This window comes from Loktanella gaetbuli, from assembly GCF_020531945.1.
Lineage (GTDB): Bacteria > Pseudomonadota > Alphaproteobacteria > Rhodobacterales > Rhodobacteraceae > Loktanella > Loktanella gaetbuli.
In genome coordinates, this window is sequence record NZ_JAJATZ010000010.1 from 1 (window position 1) to 16,736 (window position 16,736).

Below are 16,736 nucleotides of genomic sequence, written 5' to 3' on the forward strand. Positions count from 1 at the left end.
GGCCGGTGCTGGTGGCGGCACGGATCCTGACCAGTGCGCGCGGCAATCTGGACCCGGTGACCATCGTGATCTGTCTGGTCTTGTCGCTGGGGCTGGCCTGGGCCAGCTGGCGTTTCGTGGAACGCCCGTTTCGCACACACGAGGGCGGCCCAAGGTTCGGCCGCCGGGCGATTTTTGCGCTGTCGGGGGCAGGGGGCGCGGCCCTGCTGGGCTTGTTTGCCCTGCTGATGGTCAAGGACGGTTTCCCCGCCCGCCTGCCCGCAGGTCTGGAACAGGCCTATACGCAGGCCACGATGCGCGTGGCGCGTGAGGACAGCTGCGGTATTGCGCAGATATCAGCACCGCGCTGTGCCGAGCTGGGCAAGGCGAGCAGCGAACCGCGTGTTATCGTCATGATTGGTGATTCACATACCCAATGGGCGACGCCGGGATTCGATGATTGGCTACGCGACCATGATCGACAGGGGCTTGCCTTTCATGGTCCGGGTTGCCCGCCCCTGCTGGGGGTTCAGCGAACACACATGATGGCACCACAATGCTCGCAATGGATCGAGGCCACTGCGGGCTGGATCGGCGCGCAGACCCGCATCGATACCGTGATCGTGCTTGCCAGATGGGCGATGCTGGCCGAAGGCACCCGACCGCCGGGCGAGGACGGTCCGCTTGCGACGCTGGTCCCCGTTGATGCGGCTGCGCCCGCAGACGGCGATAACGCGGACCTGACGCGCTATGGTCTGGACCGGATGCTGGCGGCGATCCGGCCTCATGCCGACCGGATCGTGCTGATCGGCGGAATTCCCGAAATCGGTTATCACGTGCCGACCTTTGCCACGCGGGCGCTGATGGCGGGGCGGCCGCTACCAGACACCCCCGATCTGGAGGATTACCGCCAGCGCAACGCCCGCGCGCAGGCGATCCTGACCGAGATGGCGCAGAAACACGGGGCGATCTATGTCGATCCCGGCCCGGTGTTCTGCACCCCCGATTGCCGGATCGCGCAGGACGGGCAATTCCTGTATTTCGACGACGATCACCTCAGCAGCTTTGGGTCGCGGCTGATGATCCCGCAACTTCTCGATCTGGCGCTGGCGCCAGAGACGTAATTCCAGACAAGGATGCAGCCCATGCAACGTATCTATATCGCAGGCCATCGCGGCATGGTGGGGGGCGCGATCCTGCGCCAGCTGGAACAGCGCGGTGGGAATGAGCTGATCACGCGCACCAGTGCGGAACTGGACCTGACCGACCAGGCTGCGGTGCGTGATTTCATGGCCGCGGAAAAACCGGACGTGGTCATTCTGGCGGCGGCCAAGGTGGGCGGCATCATCGCCAACAACACCTATCCTGCGCAGTTCATCTACGAAAACCTGATGATGGAATGCAACGTCATTCATCAGGCCCATGCGGCAGGCGTGCAGCGTCTGCTGCAATTGGGGTCCTCTTGCATCTATCCGCGTGAGGCACCGCAGCCGATGGCCGAGGATGCGCTGCTGACCGGGACGCTGGAGCCCACGAACGAGCCCTATGCCGTGGCCAAGATCGCGGGCATCAAGCTGTGCGAAAGCTATAACCGCCAGTATGGCCGTGACTATCGGTCCGTGATGCCCACGAACCTTTACGGGCCGGGCGATAACTTTCATCCCGAAAACAGTCACGTGCTGCCCGCGATGATCCTGCGGTTCGATGCGGCGAAACGGGCGGGCGACCCATCGGTCACGATCTGGGGGTCCGGCACCCCGATGCGCGAATTCCTGCATGTGGACGACATGGCGGCGGCGTCGCTCTTTGTGATGGATCTGGACCGCGCGACCTACGAGGCGGAAACCGAACCGATGCTGAGCCATATCAACGTGGGCACCGGGGTGGATGTCACGATCCTGGAGTTGGCACGGATGGTGGCGGCCGCCGTGGGCTATGAGGGCCGGATCCTGACCGACCCCAGCCGCCCCGATGGTGCGCCGCGCAAGCTGATGGATGTGTCGCGTCTGGCGCAGATGGGCTGGACGGCGGATATCGCATTGGCTGACGGCATCGCGCAGACCTACGACTGGTATCTGCAACAGGTGGACACAGGGGCCGCCGTGCGCGCCAAGTAGGGCGGACGGGAGCCTCCGGCGGGAGTATTTGGGGCAAGATGATGCCGGGGTGCACTGCGCCGAAAAGATGAATTTTAGGCATCAAGGTGCCATGTTTTGCCGCTAAGGTGGCGCAAAGAATAATGATGAGGTATCCCGCGATGATCACTCCGGTTTTGTTGTGCGGTGGGTCGGGCACGCGGCTGTGGCCGCTGTCGCGCAAGAGCTATCCCAAGCAATTTTCGCCCCTGATCGGGGACGAAAGCCTGTTTCAGGCCAGTGCGCGCCGTCTGGCCGGTGACGGATATGCTGCCCCCGTGGTCGTGACCGCCGATGCGTTCCGGTTCATCGTGACCGAACAGCTGGCCGAGGCGGGCATTGCCCCCGGTGCCGTGCTGATCGAACCTGCGGGCCGCGACACAGCTCCTGCGGTGCTGGCCGCCGCCTTGCACCTGTTCGCCAGCGATCCGGACGGCGTGATGCTGGTGGCCCCGTCGGACCACGTGATCCCCGACACAGCGGCCTTCAACGCCACCGTGCAGGCGGCGCTGCCTGCGGTGCGTGACGGGCGGCTGGTGACATTCGGGATCAGCCCCGACCGTCCCGAGACGGGCTATGGTTATCTGGAACTGGCCGCAGCCCCGACCGACGATCTGACGCCGCTGCCGCTGAAGGCCTTTGTCGAGAAACCCGATGCTGAAACCGCGCAAGGCATGCTGGATGAGGGCCGTTACCTGTGGAACGCGGGCATTTTCCTGTTTTCCGTGCGCGCCATCGTCGCGGCCTACCGCAGCTTTGCCCCTGACATGGTGACGGCGGTGCAGGGCGCGCTGGATGGGGCGCAATCCGATCTGGGCTTCACCCGGTTGGCGGCAGACCATTGGGATGCCGCACCTGCCATTTCCATCGATTACGCGGTCATGGAAAAGGCGGACAACCTGTCGGTCGTCCCCTTTGCCGGGCGCTGGTCGGACCTGGGCGACTGGGCCGCCGTCTGGCGCGAAACCCAGGACGGTGGCCTGTCCCTGTCGGGGCCTGCCACGGCGCTGGATTGCGACAATACCCTGCTGCGATCCGAGGTGGAGGGTCAGGCCATTGTGGGCATCGGCCTGACCGATATCGTGGCCATCGCCATGCCCGACGCCGTGCTGATCGCCCACAAGGACCGCACGCAGGACGTCAAACAGGCGGTCGCGGCGCTGAAACAGAAAAAGGCCCCGCAGGCCGAAGCATTCCCCAAGGATCACCGCCCCTGGGGCTGGTTCGAGAGCCTGGTGGTCGGCGACCGGTTCCAGGTGAAACGCATCGTGGTCCATCCCGGTGCCGCGCTGAGCCTGCAAAGCCATCACCACCGGTCCGAACACTGGATCGTCGTGCAGGGCACGGCAAAGGTGACCGTGGATGACGAGATCAGGCTGATCAGCGAAAACCAGTCGGTCTATATCCCGCTGGGGGCCGTGCACCGCATGGAAAACCCCGGCAAGGTGCCGATGGTCCTGATAGAGGTGCAGACCGGCAGCTATCTGGGTGAGGATGACATCATCCGCTACGAGGACGTCTACGCCCGGACGTGATGCAGGTCTTCTGTGTGGAAATACTGATCCTGTTTTAGGATATATGCGGGGCTGCGCCAGAAAATGGCGTAGTTCAGCCATATTCCGCTGGGACATTCGGGGAAACACATCGTTTCTTAGTCAGGATGGCCCTCATGTCACGTTTATGGATCACAGGCACCGCGATGATCGCCGCGATTGCCACGCTCAAGACCTGTCTTGTCATGCATTTCGCACTGACCCCCGCGCAGGCGACACCGCTGGTGCTGGGGGCGCTCTTTGTGGCGTTTTTCATACTGACCACGGGTGTGGGGGTGCTGGCCTATGGTCAGGTGAAACGGAACCTGAACTCTGAACGCCGCCGCCGGATGGCGCCGGGTGCGAGCGAACCCGTGGCCAAGGAAACCGTCATTTCGCGCTATGCGCAGGACTGGGCACTGTCGCAGGCCGAGGCCGATGTCGCGATTTTCGTGGCCAAGGGATTTTCCAACAGCGAAATCGCCGACATGCGCGGATCGGCCCTGTCGACGGTCAAATCGCAGCTGGGATCGATCTATACCAAATCGGGTCTGGCGTCGCGTTACCAGCTGATGGCCTTTGTCACCGACGAGGTCTGCGCCATGGCCAAGGAGGCCGAACAGGCCCCCGCAGCGCCTGCGCGGATCGACACCCGCAAGGTGCTGCCGCTGGTCGGCCGCGCGCGCCGTGCGGCCCCCGCCCGTGATGCACAGGACCTGAACCACCGCGCCGCGGGCTGATCTGCACGATCACTGCACCAGCCGGATCAATTCGCAATGATGGCCCGTCAGGGCCAGCTCTCCGGCACCCAGTTGCAGGCCGGTGGGGGCGATGATGCCGTCCACGATCCCGTCCAGCGGATCGGTCAGCGCGGTCAGGATCTGGCCGGGCAGGGCGGCCATGACGGTGTCCAGCACGGGGGCGACCAGCCCGCTCACCAGGCCCGCGTCGCCCGGTTTTACCCGCAGTTCCAGATTGTCCGGTGACAACAGGTCGGCGATGGCGGTGCGCGTCACCTGACCTGACCCATAGCTGGCGGTGGTCCGGCCTGCGGCCAGATCGGCGCGGGTGAATGCGATGCTGTCCACCTGTGACTGACCGACGGTGACGTTGCTGCGCGCCTGCACGGTGATGCCGGACACCACGATGTCTGGCAGAAGCGGGACGGCTACACGGATCGTCAGGTCCAGCAGATCGGCATAATCCAGTGACGCGGGGTTGATCGTGGTGCTGTCCGCGGTGCCTGCGGGCAGGGTGCCCAGATACAGCGCCGCGACCGATGTGCCATTGCCCGGATGCAGCGGCGTGTGACTGGTGCGGAACCGGGCGATCACCGTATCGGGGTCCGTGCCCATGCAGCTGATGTCGTCCAGCGTCGCGGTCGATCCGGCCAGTTCCACCATCAGCGGCAGTTTGATCTCGCCTGCGCTGACGCCGGTGCCGATCAGCCCCAGCGTGCCCGCGCTCAGGCTGATGTCGGTGGTCAGCCGTGCGGCTGCACGGTGCAGCTGGGTGCCGGCCTCGCCGATGGCGATCCAGCCCGATTGCGCAGGCGGTTCGCCCGCGACGATGCGGGCGGAAATCGCGGTCAGCCCCGGCACCTCGATATCGCTGGTCACGATGGGGTCGATCCGGGTCTGGCCACTGCCGACCAGGCCGCGCAGCACGTCCAGTGCCGGCATTTCGATCTGGTTGAGGAAATCCACCAGCGTCAGCCCCAGATCAGTCTCGGCGCTGCTGATCAGCTGGGTCATGTCGAATGGCGCGTCACTGGCGCTGTTCACCACCGGCGACAGCGCACCCCAGCCAGGTGTGGGCACCAGGTCGCGCAGGGCGCGGATGACAGCCACGTCGGTGGCGGTGCCATCAAGGATCGCGGCCGGGTTGGGATTGCTGCTGTCGATGCCCAGCACCAGATCGCCGATCCGCACCTGGGCTGCGGCCAGATCGTTCATGTTGCCCTGGGTCAGGCCCTGTGTGGTGCCGAACCGGCGCATGATGCCGCGGTTCAGGTCCAGCCCGTCCAGCCGGGCGACATGGCTTGTCAGGCTGAAACTGGCAGCCCCGGTGCGGGTGGCCAGCGCACGGCCCGTCAGGCTGACCTGCTGTTCATCGGTAAAGATCTGCGCGAAATACAGCGGCGCATCATCGGTCAGCGTGACGGCGATGGCATTGATGCCGGGGCTGCCAGCGGGCAGGGGGGTGAACCGCTGTTCGGGCGCAATGGCGGGATTGCGCAGGAATCGGCCCGGTTGCAGATCGGTCAGCGTGGCCGCATCCCGCCCGTTGGCCCCCAATGCGACCTGCGCCCGCGCCGTGGCTGCCGTGGGATCGCCCATCGCGGACATGGCGGTCAGATCGCTGGTGGCCTGCAGGCTGGCCCGTTCGCGATAAAGCGCGCCGATATCCACGCCAAAGGCAACGAAACCCAGCAGCATGGTCAGCACCAATGCGACGATGACGGCCACGGCGCCATCCTCGTCGCGGGCAAAGCGGGTCATGATCCGGTCAATAGGCGACATAGGCCCGCCCCGTCAGATCCGTCAGGCCCAACCGCAAGAACCCGTTGGCCAGTTCCAGCAGCGATTCGTCCAGCGCGTAGGTCACATTGACCGTGATGCTGGGCACACCGGTATCGACCACGGTGATGGCGGGTGTGATCGCGCTTTGTGTCAGCAGCGGATAATGGCTGGAGGCCTCGGCGATGTAATCCTGTGCCAGTGCGGCGCGTTCGGTGCCATTCAGCCCCGCCACCGACACGCGGGCCGCACTGGTGGCCAGCTGGTGCACCGAATGGCTGATCCCGAGGAAATAGCCCACCGTGATGATCCCGAACAGCAGCGCGAACAGGATCGGCGCGATCAGCACGAATTCGATGGCCACGGCCCCATCACGGTCGCGCAAGAACGACCCTGCACGGCGTTTCAGTCTCTGGTTGAATGCAGAAAACACGGGTCAGCCCCCACGCATGATGTTGTCGATGATATTCAGGACGGCAGGCCCCAGCAGCACGACGAACACCGCCGGCATGATGCAAAAGATCAGCGGCAGCGTCATCAGCACCGGCAGGCGGGCGGCCTGTTCCTCGACCGCCATCAGCCGGTTGGCGCGCTGTTCGGTGATCAGCGTGCGCATCGCACGGGCGAATGGGGTGCCGTAGGTGTCGGACTGGTCCAGCGTCTGCAGGAACACGCCGACCTCGGGCAGGGGAATGCGGGCGTTGAACCGGTCATAGGCGCCGCGGCGGTTGTTGGTCATGCCCATCTCGGACACCATCTGCAGCACGTCGCGGGCGAGTTCGGGTTCGGCCACCGCCAGTTCGCGCGCGACCCGGTGCAATGCGGGCTGCGGGCCCAGACCCGCCTCGGAGGAGATCACCAGCAGTTCCAGCATATCGGGAAAGCCCTGACGGATGCGGGCCAGACGCTTGCGCCGGCGCTGGTCGATAAAGATGTCGACCCCCTTGGACAGGGCGAGGGCTATACCGGCGATCAACCCGCCGGGCAGGATCATGCGCGCGCCGCGCGGCCCGTCCAGCCACAGCCACAGCACACCGACCAGCACCGCCGAGGCAGGCAGCACGGTTTTCAAAAAGGCATAGATCAGCAGCGCGTCGCGCCCGCGATACCCCGCCGAGGCCAGTTCGGCCACGGTTTCGCGCGCCTCGCCGCCCATCATCGCGGCCAGCCGTTCGCCGGTCAGCAGCACGATGCGGCGCAGGTAGGCACCGCTGTGCGACAGGCTGCCTGCGGAATGTGGCCCGCGGCGCTGGTCGCGTGCGGGGCCGGACCCGGTGGCGCGCTGGATGCGGGCTGCGGTTTCGCTGTCGCGCGACTGGACGTAGATCAGCATCCCCAGCGCCGCCATCATCAGCGTGAGCCCGACAAAGGCCATCCAGAACAGGGGGGTCATCGCCTCAGACATTGAGCTTGCCCATGCGGACCATGGTCATGATCCCCAGACCGATGCTGGCCACCGCGACGGTGGCCATGACCTGACCGCGCGGATCGGTGAACAGCACGCCCAGATAGGTGGGGTTCAGGAACCCGATCAGCAGCGCCACGGCAAAGGGCAGGGCGGCCAGGATCATCGCACTGGCGCGGGCCTCTGACGACAGGGCACGGGCCTTGCGGCGCAGCTGGCGGCGGTCGCGCAGCTGTTTGGCCAGGTTTTCCATCGTCTCGATCAGGTTGCCGCCGGTTTCGGTCTGCAAGGCCGTGGCCACGGCAAAGAACGCGACCTCGGCCGTGGGGATGCGGTGGTTCAGCCGGTCCAGCGTATCCGGCAGGCTGTTGCCCATGCGCATCTCGTCGCGCGCGCGGGTGAATTCGCGCAGGATCGGCAGACCGCCTGTGCTGGATTCGACCACGATGGTCAGCGAATCCGCCACGGGCCGGCCCGCCCGCAGGCCGCGGGCAAAGACATCCAGCGCCTCTGGCAGGTCATTGGTAAAGGACCGGATGTAGCGCGCCCGCGCCACGCGCAGGACCAGCCCGCCCAGCAGCACCGGCATCGCGGCGGCCAGGATCAGGGCGGCCAGCGGATGCAGGCCCAGCACCAAGGTGCCAAGCCCGTAAACAGCCACGGCGACCAGACTGCCCTGGATCATGGCCTGCCGCACGGTCATCTCCAGGCCCGCGCGGGCCATGTGACGGGCCAGCCTGGCGCTCAACTCGCTGGGCGGGGTGTCGGATGCGGCCTTGCGCTTGGCCGCGCGCATGGTTTCCTCGACCTGCATGCCGCCCGTGTCGGGACGCGCGCGCAGCAACCGGTCCAGATGGCGCCTGCGCAGCCGGTCGGCCATGATGACCGCGACCAGCGCCAGCACCGCGTAGACCACGAAACCGCCCAGAAACGTCAGGATGAGTGTCGGCATGGTTCAGCCCCCAAGCACCGCATCAAGGTCTGCGGACACCCCGTAATCGGCGGCGCGGGTGGCGAATTTGGGGCGATATCCCGAATAGACGTAGCGTCCCTTCACTTCGGTGCGGGTGCTGTCGGGATCGGGCACAAAGGCAAAGAGTTCCTGCAGCGTGATGGAATCGCCCTCCAGCCCCGCGATTTCGGAAATCGAGGTGATCCGGCGTTTGCCGTCGCGCATCCGGCTGACCTGCACGATCAGGTTCACCGCATCCACCAGCTGGCGGCGCACTACGCCGCCACCGGGGGCGAAACCGGCGAGGGCGGCCATGCTCTCGACGCGGGTCAGCGCCTCGCGCGGAGAGTTCGCGTGCAGCGTCGACATCGACCCGTCGTGGCCGGTGTTCATCGCCTGCATCAGGTCCAGCACCTCGTCACCACGGATCTCGCCGATGATGATGCGGTCGGGGCGCATCCGCAGGGCGTTGCGCACCAGCGTGCGCATCGTGACCTCTCCGGTGCCCTCGACGTTGGGGGGGCGGGTCTCGAACCGGACGACATGGGGCTGCTGGAACCGCAGTTCGGCCGCGTCCTCGATGGTGACGACGCGTTCGCCCTCGGGGATGAATTGCGACATGGCGTTCATCAGCGTGGTTTTGCCCGACCCGGTGCCGCCGGACACCAGGATGTTCAGGCGCAGAAATGCGGCCAGTTCCAGAAATCCCGCCATCTGCGGCGACAGGCTGCCGCCCTTGACCAGCCGGGACAGTTGCACGGGGGCCGCGGGGAATTTGCGGATCGTGATGGTGGCGCCGTCGATCGCCAGCGGTGGCACGGTCACGTTGACCCGGCTGCCATCCTTGAGGCGGGCATCCACCATCGGCTGCGCCTCGTCGATACGGCGCCCGACGGCGGCGACGATGCGGGTGGCGATGGCGACCACATGGGCGTTGTCGCGGAACGTGATGCCGGTCAGTTCCAGTTTGCCATGACGTTCGACAAAGATCTGGTGCGGCCCGTTGACCATGATGTCGCTGATGTCGGGATCGGCCAAGAGTGGTTCCAGCGGGCCCAGACCCAGCATGTCCGCCAGCACGATGCCGACCAGGTCGGTGATGTCCTGACCGTTCAGATGCAGTTTGCGCCGGTCCGACATCTGCCGGATCGCCTCGCGGATCATCTTGTCCTGTTCGTCGCGGGGCAAGCTGGCCATATCCGCGAAATCGGCGGTGTTGGACATATCGGCGATGACCATGTTGGACAGCGCCATCATGTCGTTGCCCGACTGGGTGGTCCGTATGGCAGCGGCGGGTGCCGGTTTTGCGGATTGCGCTGCAGTCGGGTTCTGCGCCGCGGGGGCGTTGGCCCGCAGGGTCTGGCGCGGTGCGGGTGCGGGCGCAGGCGCGGGATCGGGCTCGGGGGTCGGGGCCTCGCCTGCCTCTTCGGTCAGGATACGGGTCGCCTCGGTCAGGATCTGGCGTTGCAGCGCCAGCGGCCAGGGCGCTTCGGCCGTGTCGACCAGATGCGAAATCGCGGCGTTCACCCGGTCCTGATGCGCCAACCCCTCGGCGTCGATCCGGCGGCACAGGTCCAGGACCTGCGTCACCGCGCTGCGCAGCGACGGTTGGGCAAGGTGGAGTGTCATCCGAACATCCGCTTGAGCAGCGATGCGCGTGCGGAGGGTTCCTGGGCTGGGGCCGGGCCGATCATGGACCACAGGTCACGGACGGCGCGGGCGTAGGGGCTGCGCGGGGCTGCGTCGATCAGCGTGCCGGCGGTGCGATGCGCCTGCAGGACGGCCTTGTCGCAGCGGGGCAGGGTGGCTGCGATGTCCAGACCGATGCTGCGGCCCATGTCGCGTGCGGTCAGGCCCGCATCGCGGCGCAGGTCCGACAGGACCGGCAGGATGCGCAGGTCGGGGGCATCCTCGCGCAGGGTCTGGATCATGCGGGCGGCGGCGTTCACCCCGCCGTAGCCACCGGGCACCACCATGACCAGCGTATCCAGCGCCTGCAGCAGGGCGCTGTCACGCAGCAGCGTGCCGCGGGGCATGTCCAGCACGGTGGCCGCGAATTCCGACTGCAGGACAGAGATCAGGCCGGGCAGGCCTTCCTCGAGCATCGCGACATCCTGCGTCAGCCGGATGTGATGACTATAAAGCGACAGTTGCGGCCCCAGGGTGGCCATGGTGGCCGACAGAAAGGTCGCGTCGACCCGGTCGGGGCTGCGCAGCGCATCGATGAACCCCGGCGTGTGATCCTGGTCGAGGTCCAGTGCCTGTGCACCGAACCGCAGATCGGCATCGATCAGGGCGGTGCGCATGTTGGCACCGCGCGGATTGGCGGCATGCACCGCCAGGTTCCGGGCCAGCAGGCTGGCACCGACGCCGCCGTTGCTGCCGGTCACCGCAATGCAGGGACGGCGGCTGGCGGGGGCCGTGACATCATTGGCGGGCGGGCGACGCTGGATCGCCAGGATCTCGTCCGCGGTCACCGGAAAGGCGAAATATTCCAGCGCACCGGCCTGCCGCAACGCGCGGTAGGTGCCGATATCATCGGCCCGGCCCAGTACGATCACCTCGGCCCCCGTGGCGCGCAGTTCGGTCACGCAGTCGCAGGCCATGTCGACGGGAATATTGCCCATCTCTGTCAGCAGGGTCTGTGCGATGGGCGCGCCCGAGCAGAGACGCGCCGCACCGCTCAGACCGCCACCCCGCAGGGCGCTGTCGTCGCCACCCGACCGTTCCACCGCCGTCCGCGCGACATCGGCCCCTTCGTCGGTGCAGACGTAGGCGGCGAGGGGCGTTGTGTCGGAAGGGGGGCGGGTCATCGCAGTGATCCTGATACAGAGAGAGAAAGAAGAGGCAGGGACGGTGCGCCGGTTGGTCCGGCGGCACCGGTCTCTTTGTTTCAGCCGCCGGATGTATCGGCTGTTGCTTGTGCAGCCTTCAGTTCGGTGCTGATCGCGGAAAAGCCGGCTTGCGTATCCTGACCCAGTGTCGCGACGGTGCCGACGATCACGGCGCCGATCAGGGCGGCAAACAGGCCGTATTCGATGGCGGTCGCGCCGTCCTCGTCACGAACGAAGGTGCGGATGGTCTTGGAGAGGAGGTTACGTGCCAGGGTCATGATAGTCTCTTTCAGAGTTATTATGGATCGGGAGTGATCCGGGATGCCCTGAGATTTGACAGCCCCGACCGTGCTGCGAAATCGTCCGATGGGGCGAATTGCGGGACACCCCCCCAAGGTCAGAACCGTCTCAGACCAAGGTATGAGTTGCATCATCCCAAGGTATGATCGGTTCAAGGCGCAATCAGGGCAGGGTCCCACAGCACCAGATTCGCGCGCCATCCCGGTGCTGCGCTGCGGCATGCACACGGCCCAAGGGCGGTCAGGATGCGGTCTGCCGGGTGCTATTCAGCAACAAGACTCGGGACTGCGCCGCTCGATCCGGGCCAAGCGAATCGTGACCATCGGGCCAATCAAGAGAAGATGCGGCGCTTGATCCGGTCAAAGACGGAATAGAAATACAGATTGCCCTGTCCGACATACCTGCGTTGCAGGACTGCCGCGTCGGCTTGTCGTGGGCGCGTCACAAAGGCCTGTATCTTGCGCCTGATCGCGGCCACGTTGTCGGCCTGCACGCAGTAATCGCGCAGATACCAGGACAAAAACCGATATCGCCATGCCATGTCGGGCGGGGCCGGGGCGGCAATCGCCTTTTCCAGATGCGCCAGACTGCGCACCTGATGGGTCGCCAGTCCGAAATCCGATGCGGCAAAGCTGACGACGTCGCGTCCCTGCAGCAGTGCCTCGAACAGGACACCCGAATTTGCACCGACCACCAGATCCGCCCCCGCGATCAGGCTGTTGACCGATGCGGTGGACACGGTGACATCGGGATCGGCCGCCAGCCGGTCCAGGGTGGCGGCGATCTTGGGGCTGCGGCACAGGGGATGGCGTTTGACGATCGTATGCCGGCCCGTGTTCCTGGCCGCATGAATGGTCCGTTCCAGCGCAGCAAGCGGGTCGATCCAGGTCCCCTTGGCAACCGAATCCCATTCCAGTTGCAACGGCACAAAGACATAGCCCGTCCGGTCCTGTGCCACGCTGTCGGGTTGCGGATATTTTGACAGGTTGTTGGTCCGCAGATCCTGCGCGATCCCGTCCACGAAATCCTTGGCACGGGTCGTGTCGATCCGCGCAATGGCGGGCAGGAACCGTTCGGGATGGCGCGACAGTTCCGAAAAGCACGAGTATCCCATGGCATCCATGGTGAAATACATCGGGATATAGGATTCCTTGCAGCGCATCAGATAGCCGTCGGACCCGTGCGAATGAAAGCTGATGACGAAATTGTCGTTCGTCCCGCGCCGCGGCGCCCGTTCGGCACCGCGCGGCAGCCAGACCGGATCGATGGTCACGTTCATTTCCGCCAGTGCCGACAAAAGACCCGCATAGAACATCCGGTGCTGCGCCCCGTCGCCGGGGTTCATCAACCAGGCCTCTGGCACTTCGAGCGTGATGGGGCGGCGCGTATTGGGTTTATCTGGCATGTATCGCACCTGTGTGTGGGGTGTGTGGCGCATAATCCGTCCGAAGGTGGGCAAAGGTCATTTTCATCAGTCCCGGTCTGCGTCCGGCCCAATGCGTGAGCGCGAAACCCGCGGGATCGGTCCAGAACCGACGGGCCAGAATGCGTTTGCCGCGCATCGCGTAACCAGCGGTCATCAGCGGCACAAAGGTCCAGCGCCGCCAGGCCAGGGGGCCGTAATTCACCATGCCCGGACGTGTCGTCCTGCGGATCGCCAGTTCCTGATAGGTGGCTTCTGCGATGTTGCATTCGGCCAGATAAAGGGTGCTGTCGGGGGGCGGGGCCGCGCGCGGCGGAAAAGCATCGCCACCGGACCGGTCGAAATGTTCCTGCGCAATCCGCGCATTGCCCTTTGCCGCTTGTGCCATGATCCGGTCCGACAGGGTGTCGGTCAGAAACCAGGGTTTCGTCATGGGCAGGTCGCGCGCGCGGCGCCAGTCCAGCAGACGATCCGTCAGGGCACCGACAAAGCCCAGATAGGCGTTGGTGGTGTCGTATTCCCGCAAATTGTAGTGCCGGATGAGTTCGACGTGACAGGCCGACAGGCTGGCGGCATTGCCACGGTCTGCGGCGGGGCGTGGCAGGTCGCCGATCACGGGCAGGTTCAGGGTGTCGGTGAAATCTGTGATGATATCCCAGTCGCGGCCGTCCGACCGGTCATAGCGCCGGACATGCAGTGCGGATTGCGGCAGGCAGGCCTTCCAGCGACGGAGCAGACCGTCATAATCCAGCAAGGTTTGCGTGGCCGGTTTCGACAACCAGTCCGCAAAGGGCAACGCCTCGCGGCTGATGGCACCGCCCGCGACGAATTCGGCGTATTGGGCGTTGGCCCATTCGTCCTGACGGCGCAGGTAGACGATCATCTCGACGTCGAAATCCGGAAAATGCCTGGCCAGCGCTGTTGAATCCGGTTCCAGGAAAAACGCCTCGGACGAGAGTATGACAGTGTGGATGCGGTCCCCCATCGCGGCCAGACCCGAGAGGATATGTCGCCGCAGGGCCGTGCCCCCGCGCCGGGCCTCTGCCATGAACCGGGCGTGTCCGGCCTGTTTGCTGGGGCGGTCGATCTGGCGCAGCAATCCTGTTTCCGGATACCAGATGCCGGCGCGCAGCAGGGCCGGGCGGTTGTCGTCCATCAGGTGCTGCAGGGCGGTGCTGCCGGTTTTCGTGGCACCGATGTGGATGATCAGACGGATCGGGCGCGCGGGGGCCGCAGCCCGCGCGCCGGCCTGCGTGACACGTTCGTTGCGCGCATAGGTATTGAGTGCGGCCTGCAATCGGTGTTCGGTCGGCGTCTGCGGCGCATGCAGGTAGATGTCATAAAGCGTATCGGCCGGGACCGGGCGCAGGGTGCGTGCCAGCGCAATCAGGTCGGCGCGCTGCGCCATGGTCGCCGCCAGCAGCAGCCCGTAAGCCCCGCAGCGAAAGTGCCGCGCGGCCATGGAGTCCGGGTCGCCGATCACATCGTCCGGCCAGAGTGCGGTGCGTTGCAGCGTCGTTGCCAGCCGTGTCATGAAGGCATCGGTTTCGCCCTCTTCTGTCGCAGTTTTCCAGGCAAAGCCGAAAAACAGGTAGTGCAGGAACTGGGACACCTGAAACCGCGCCAGCCACCAATGGGGCGATGTCGGTTCGAATGCGTGCTGGTCATCAAGCAAGCTGACCACATGATCAAAGTTGTCGAGCTGGTCTCTGACGTCGGACATCGTCTGTTTGCGGCGCACCGCAGACCCGGGCCTGATCCGGTAAACGACTCCGTCGCTGTCGCAGACCGACAGGCGCGGATTGGCCAGATAGGCCTGCATCAGAAAGGCGCGTTCCTCGCGGTAGGCCGTTTTGAACCGAATGGCCTTGTCGTTCAGAAAGTCGCGGCGATAGAGCCAGTTCCAGAAATGGCGCGAATGCGCGATCTGCGGATGGTCGGCGGGCGTGGTGTCCTGCACCTCTGCTGCAAAGAATGCCTCTGTGGGATCGGGACGCATCCGGACAACCGCACCATCGGCATCCTCGATCTGTTCGTGGACCTTGCGGAACCGGACCATGTCCACGCCGTCAGCCTCTGCCATCGCGATGATCCGGTCCAGATGGTGAGGATCAGGCATGTAGTCATCAGGATCGATGAACAGCACATAGCGTCCCCGCGCGAGGTCGATGCCCTGATTGCGCACAAAGCCGGGGCCTGCATTTTCTCTGCGCGTCACCAAACGGAAACGCGGGTCCCGATCCGCATAGGCCTGCACCACGGCGGCCGATCTGTCGGGACTGACGTCGTCGATGGCGATGACCTCAAAGTCCTGAAATGTCTGTTTCTGGATCGAGGTCAGGCACTCTGCGATGTAGGATTCGACCCCGTGCACCGGAATGACGATGGACAGGGTGGGCTGTGCCGGGGCGATCTGTGGAATGGGCCGGACAGGTCGATGGGTGACGATATAGTCGAGCACGTCCTCGATCCGGGCAGGCACGGGGCCATCCGGCAGATGATAGACCGTATACCAGATGTAGAAGGCGTGGAAAAATTCCGCCAGATCGCGGCTGCGGTGGCGATGGGGCACGGTCCCGCGGTCGTCGGTCAGACCCCAGCCTGCATAGCAAGGTGCGCCGAAACACACGACGCGCTTGCCCGCGAGCAAGGCTTCCAGTCCCATGCCGCTGGTGCCGACGTAGACCGTGTCCACCAGATCGAACAGTTCGAACGGGTTGACCGCGTCACGGATGATCCGCACCCGCCCCTGCGATGTCATGTGGTCGAAATACCCGCGCCGCGTGCCGTCCCTGGACCAGGCAAGGTCCGGATGCGTCTTGACCAGGATCTCTGCATCGGGGTTTTCCGCGATGGCGGCGCGCAGCATCGCCTTGAATGTCCGGTGGTCTGCGCGTCCGTAGAACGTCGATGCATCCGAGAAATTCTGGTCCACCACCAGCACGCGCCGCGCAAACTCAGGCGATACCACGGGGCGGTAGAATGGCTGCGAGTTATACTTGGATATCCGGTCGGCGACGATCCGGCGCATGGCAGCCTCAGCCCGGTCGCGATCTTGCGGGGACAGCGTGAAATCGCCGTTCAGTTTCGCGTCCAGCCGGGTTTCGTAATCCGACATGTAATATTGGGCGCGGTCGTCGAAAACATATCCTAGACAGGCCTGTGCGGGATCGCGTGACGCCAGCGCCTCGGCCCAGCTTGTGGTGGATGCGAGGAACCCCATCTCGAAATAGGTGACGGGATCGTCGGGCTTCACATGTGGCATCAATGCGGTGGTGCTGGCATGTGATTTCTGCGGATCGGGCATCAGCGCGCCATACATCAGAACCGGGGTATCGCCGTCGATCTGTGGCGCGTCCACTGCGATCAGTTGCGGGAACAACCGTGCGAGGTTCGCGGAAAACCCGGTGTCGAGATTGGCCTGACGGAATCCGATCCGGTGCGGCATCTGCGCCCGCGCCATCAGCTGATCGCGAAAGTCGCCGTCATGATCCGGCGCGCCGCACCCAAGACGGTTGCGGAACGCACGATACGGTTTCGACCCTACTGAGAACGGCGCAATCATGTCAGTCCCGCACAATGTCATTCAGGGCTGCGGCAACGACCGATCCGCAAGACCCTCAGCATTGTTGTGCAGACGCATGTAACGCTGGCATG

At 65.1% G+C, this 16,736-nt stretch carries 13 protein-coding genes; 4 read left to right on the top strand and 9 right to left on the bottom strand.

Going from position 1 to position 16,736, the window contains the following annotated elements; translation table 11 throughout:
- From LGQ03_RS15420 to LGQ03_RS15435, 4 genes are all read left to right on the top strand, one after another.
- A partial coding sequence (locus LGQ03_RS15420; RefSeq protein ID WP_226749109.1) for an SGNH hydrolase domain-containing protein occupies positions 1-1,103 on the top strand: 1,103 nt, incomplete at its 5' end.
- A gap of 21 nt (positions 1,104-1,124) precedes the next feature.
- The gene (fcl, locus tag LGQ03_RS15425) at positions 1,125-2,096 is read left to right on the top strand and encodes a GDP-L-fucose synthase (protein ID WP_226749110.1); all 972 of its coding nucleotides are present in this window, start codon (positions 1,125-1,127) and stop codon (positions 2,094-2,096) included.
- 140 nt (positions 2,097-2,236) lie between these two features.
- Positions 2,237-3,649 (top strand): mannose-1-phosphate guanylyltransferase/mannose-6-phosphate isomerase, encoded by a 1,413-nt coding sequence (locus tag LGQ03_RS15430; protein ID WP_226749111.1) that lies wholly within the window; start codon positions 2,237-2,239, stop codon positions 3,647-3,649.
- A gap of 134 nt (positions 3,650-3,783) precedes the next feature.
- Complete coding sequence (locus tag LGQ03_RS15435; RefSeq protein ID WP_226749112.1) at positions 3,784-4,386, top strand: helix-turn-helix transcriptional regulator; 603 nt, start codon at positions 3,784-3,786, stop codon at positions 4,384-4,386.
- Positions 4,387-4,395: 9 nt separating this feature from the next.
- On the opposite strand, the gene LGQ03_RS15440 is transcribed toward LGQ03_RS15435, so the two are convergent.
- The 9 genes from LGQ03_RS15440 to LGQ03_RS15480 all read right to left on the bottom strand — a co-directional run bounded on the left by LGQ03_RS15440 (position 4,396) and on the right by LGQ03_RS15480 (position 16,644).
- Positions 4,396-6,168: a TadG family pilus assembly protein gene (locus tag LGQ03_RS15440; RefSeq protein WP_226749113.1), complete on the bottom strand. Its 1,773-nt coding sequence runs from the start codon at positions 6,166-6,168 to the stop codon at positions 4,396-4,398.
- Positions 6,155-6,598 carry a TadE/TadG family type IV pilus assembly protein gene (locus tag LGQ03_RS15445; protein WP_226749114.1) on the bottom strand — a complete coding sequence of 148 codons (444 nt, stop codon included), beginning with the start codon at positions 6,596-6,598 and terminating at the stop codon, positions 6,155-6,157. Before LGQ03_RS15445 ends, LGQ03_RS15440 begins: the two co-directional genes overlap by 14 nt.
- Positions 6,599-6,601: 3 nt before the next feature.
- Positions 6,602-7,570, bottom strand: coding sequence for a type II secretion system F family protein (locus LGQ03_RS15450; RefSeq protein WP_226749115.1), 969 nt, complete (start codon positions 7,568-7,570; stop codon positions 6,602-6,604).
- On the bottom strand, positions 7,563-8,522 hold the full coding sequence (locus LGQ03_RS15455; RefSeq protein ID WP_226749116.1) for a type II secretion system F family protein: 960 nt from the start codon (positions 8,520-8,522) through the stop codon (positions 7,563-7,565). The genes LGQ03_RS15450 and LGQ03_RS15455 overlap by 8 nt, the downstream gene beginning before the upstream one ends.
- A 3-nt stretch (positions 8,523-8,525) precedes the next feature.
- Positions 8,526-10,151 (bottom strand): CpaF family protein, encoded by a 1,626-nt coding sequence (locus LGQ03_RS15460; protein WP_226749117.1) that lies wholly within the window; start codon positions 10,149-10,151, stop codon positions 8,526-8,528.
- Positions 10,148-11,335: an AAA family ATPase gene (locus LGQ03_RS15465; protein ID WP_226749118.1), complete on the bottom strand. Its 1,188-nt coding sequence runs from the start codon at positions 11,333-11,335 to the stop codon at positions 10,148-10,150. The genes LGQ03_RS15460 and LGQ03_RS15465 overlap by 4 nt, the downstream gene beginning before the upstream one ends.
- A gap of 80 nt (positions 11,336-11,415) precedes the next feature.
- Complete coding sequence (locus LGQ03_RS15470) at positions 11,416-11,634, bottom strand: Flp family type IVb pilin (protein ID WP_090161024.1); 219 nt, start codon at positions 11,632-11,634, stop codon at positions 11,416-11,418.
- A 353-nt stretch (positions 11,635-11,987) separates the two neighbouring features.
- Positions 11,988-13,061 (bottom strand): hypothetical protein, encoded by a 1,074-nt coding sequence (locus LGQ03_RS15475; protein ID WP_226749119.1) that lies wholly within the window; start codon positions 13,059-13,061, stop codon positions 11,988-11,990.
- The gene (locus LGQ03_RS15480) at positions 13,051-16,644 is read right to left on the bottom strand and encodes a glycosyltransferase (protein WP_226749120.1); all 3,594 of its coding nucleotides are present in this window, start codon (positions 16,642-16,644) and stop codon (positions 13,051-13,053) included. Before LGQ03_RS15480 ends, LGQ03_RS15475 begins: the two co-directional genes overlap by 11 nt.
- Positions 16,645-16,736: the final 92 nt, after the last annotated feature.

Excerpts from the sequence above, each read along its gene's own strand:
- fcl (WP_226749110.1), top strand. The coding sequence starts at position 1,125 with ATGCAACGTATCTATATCGCAGGCCATCGCGGCATGGTGGGGGGCGCG.
- LGQ03_RS15430 (WP_226749111.1), top strand. The coding sequence starts at position 2,237 with ATGATCACTCCGGTTTTGTTGTGCGGTGGGTCGGGCACGCGGCTGTGG.
- LGQ03_RS15435 (WP_226749112.1), top strand. The coding sequence starts at position 3,784 with ATGTCACGTTTATGGATCACAGGCACCGCGATGATCGCCGCGATTGCC.
- LGQ03_RS15440 (WP_226749113.1), bottom strand. The coding sequence starts at position 6,168 with ATGTCGCCTATTGACCGGATCATGACCCGCTTTGCCCGCGACGAGGAT.
- LGQ03_RS15450 (WP_226749115.1), bottom strand. The coding sequence starts at position 7,570 with ATGTCTGAGGCGATGACCCCCCTGTTCTGGATGGCCTTTGTCGGGCTC.
- LGQ03_RS15455 (WP_226749116.1), bottom strand. The coding sequence starts at position 8,522 with ATGCCGACACTCATCCTGACGTTTCTGGGCGGTTTCGTGGTCTACGCG.
- LGQ03_RS15460 (WP_226749117.1), bottom strand. The coding sequence starts at position 10,151 with ATGACACTCCACCTTGCCCAACCGTCGCTGCGCAGCGCGGTGACGCAG.
- LGQ03_RS15465 (WP_226749118.1), bottom strand. The coding sequence starts at position 11,335 with ATGACCCGCCCCCCTTCCGACACAACGCCCCTCGCCGCCTACGTCTGC.
- LGQ03_RS15470 (WP_090161024.1), bottom strand. The coding sequence starts at position 11,634 with ATGACCCTGGCACGTAACCTCCTCTCCAAGACCATCCGCACCTTCGTT.
- LGQ03_RS15475 (WP_226749119.1), bottom strand. The coding sequence starts at position 13,061 with ATGCCAGATAAACCCAATACGCGCCGCCCCATCACGCTCGAAGTGCCA.
- LGQ03_RS15480 (WP_226749120.1), bottom strand. The coding sequence starts at position 16,644 with ATGATTGCGCCGTTCTCAGTAGGGTCGAAACCGTATCGTGCGTTCCGC.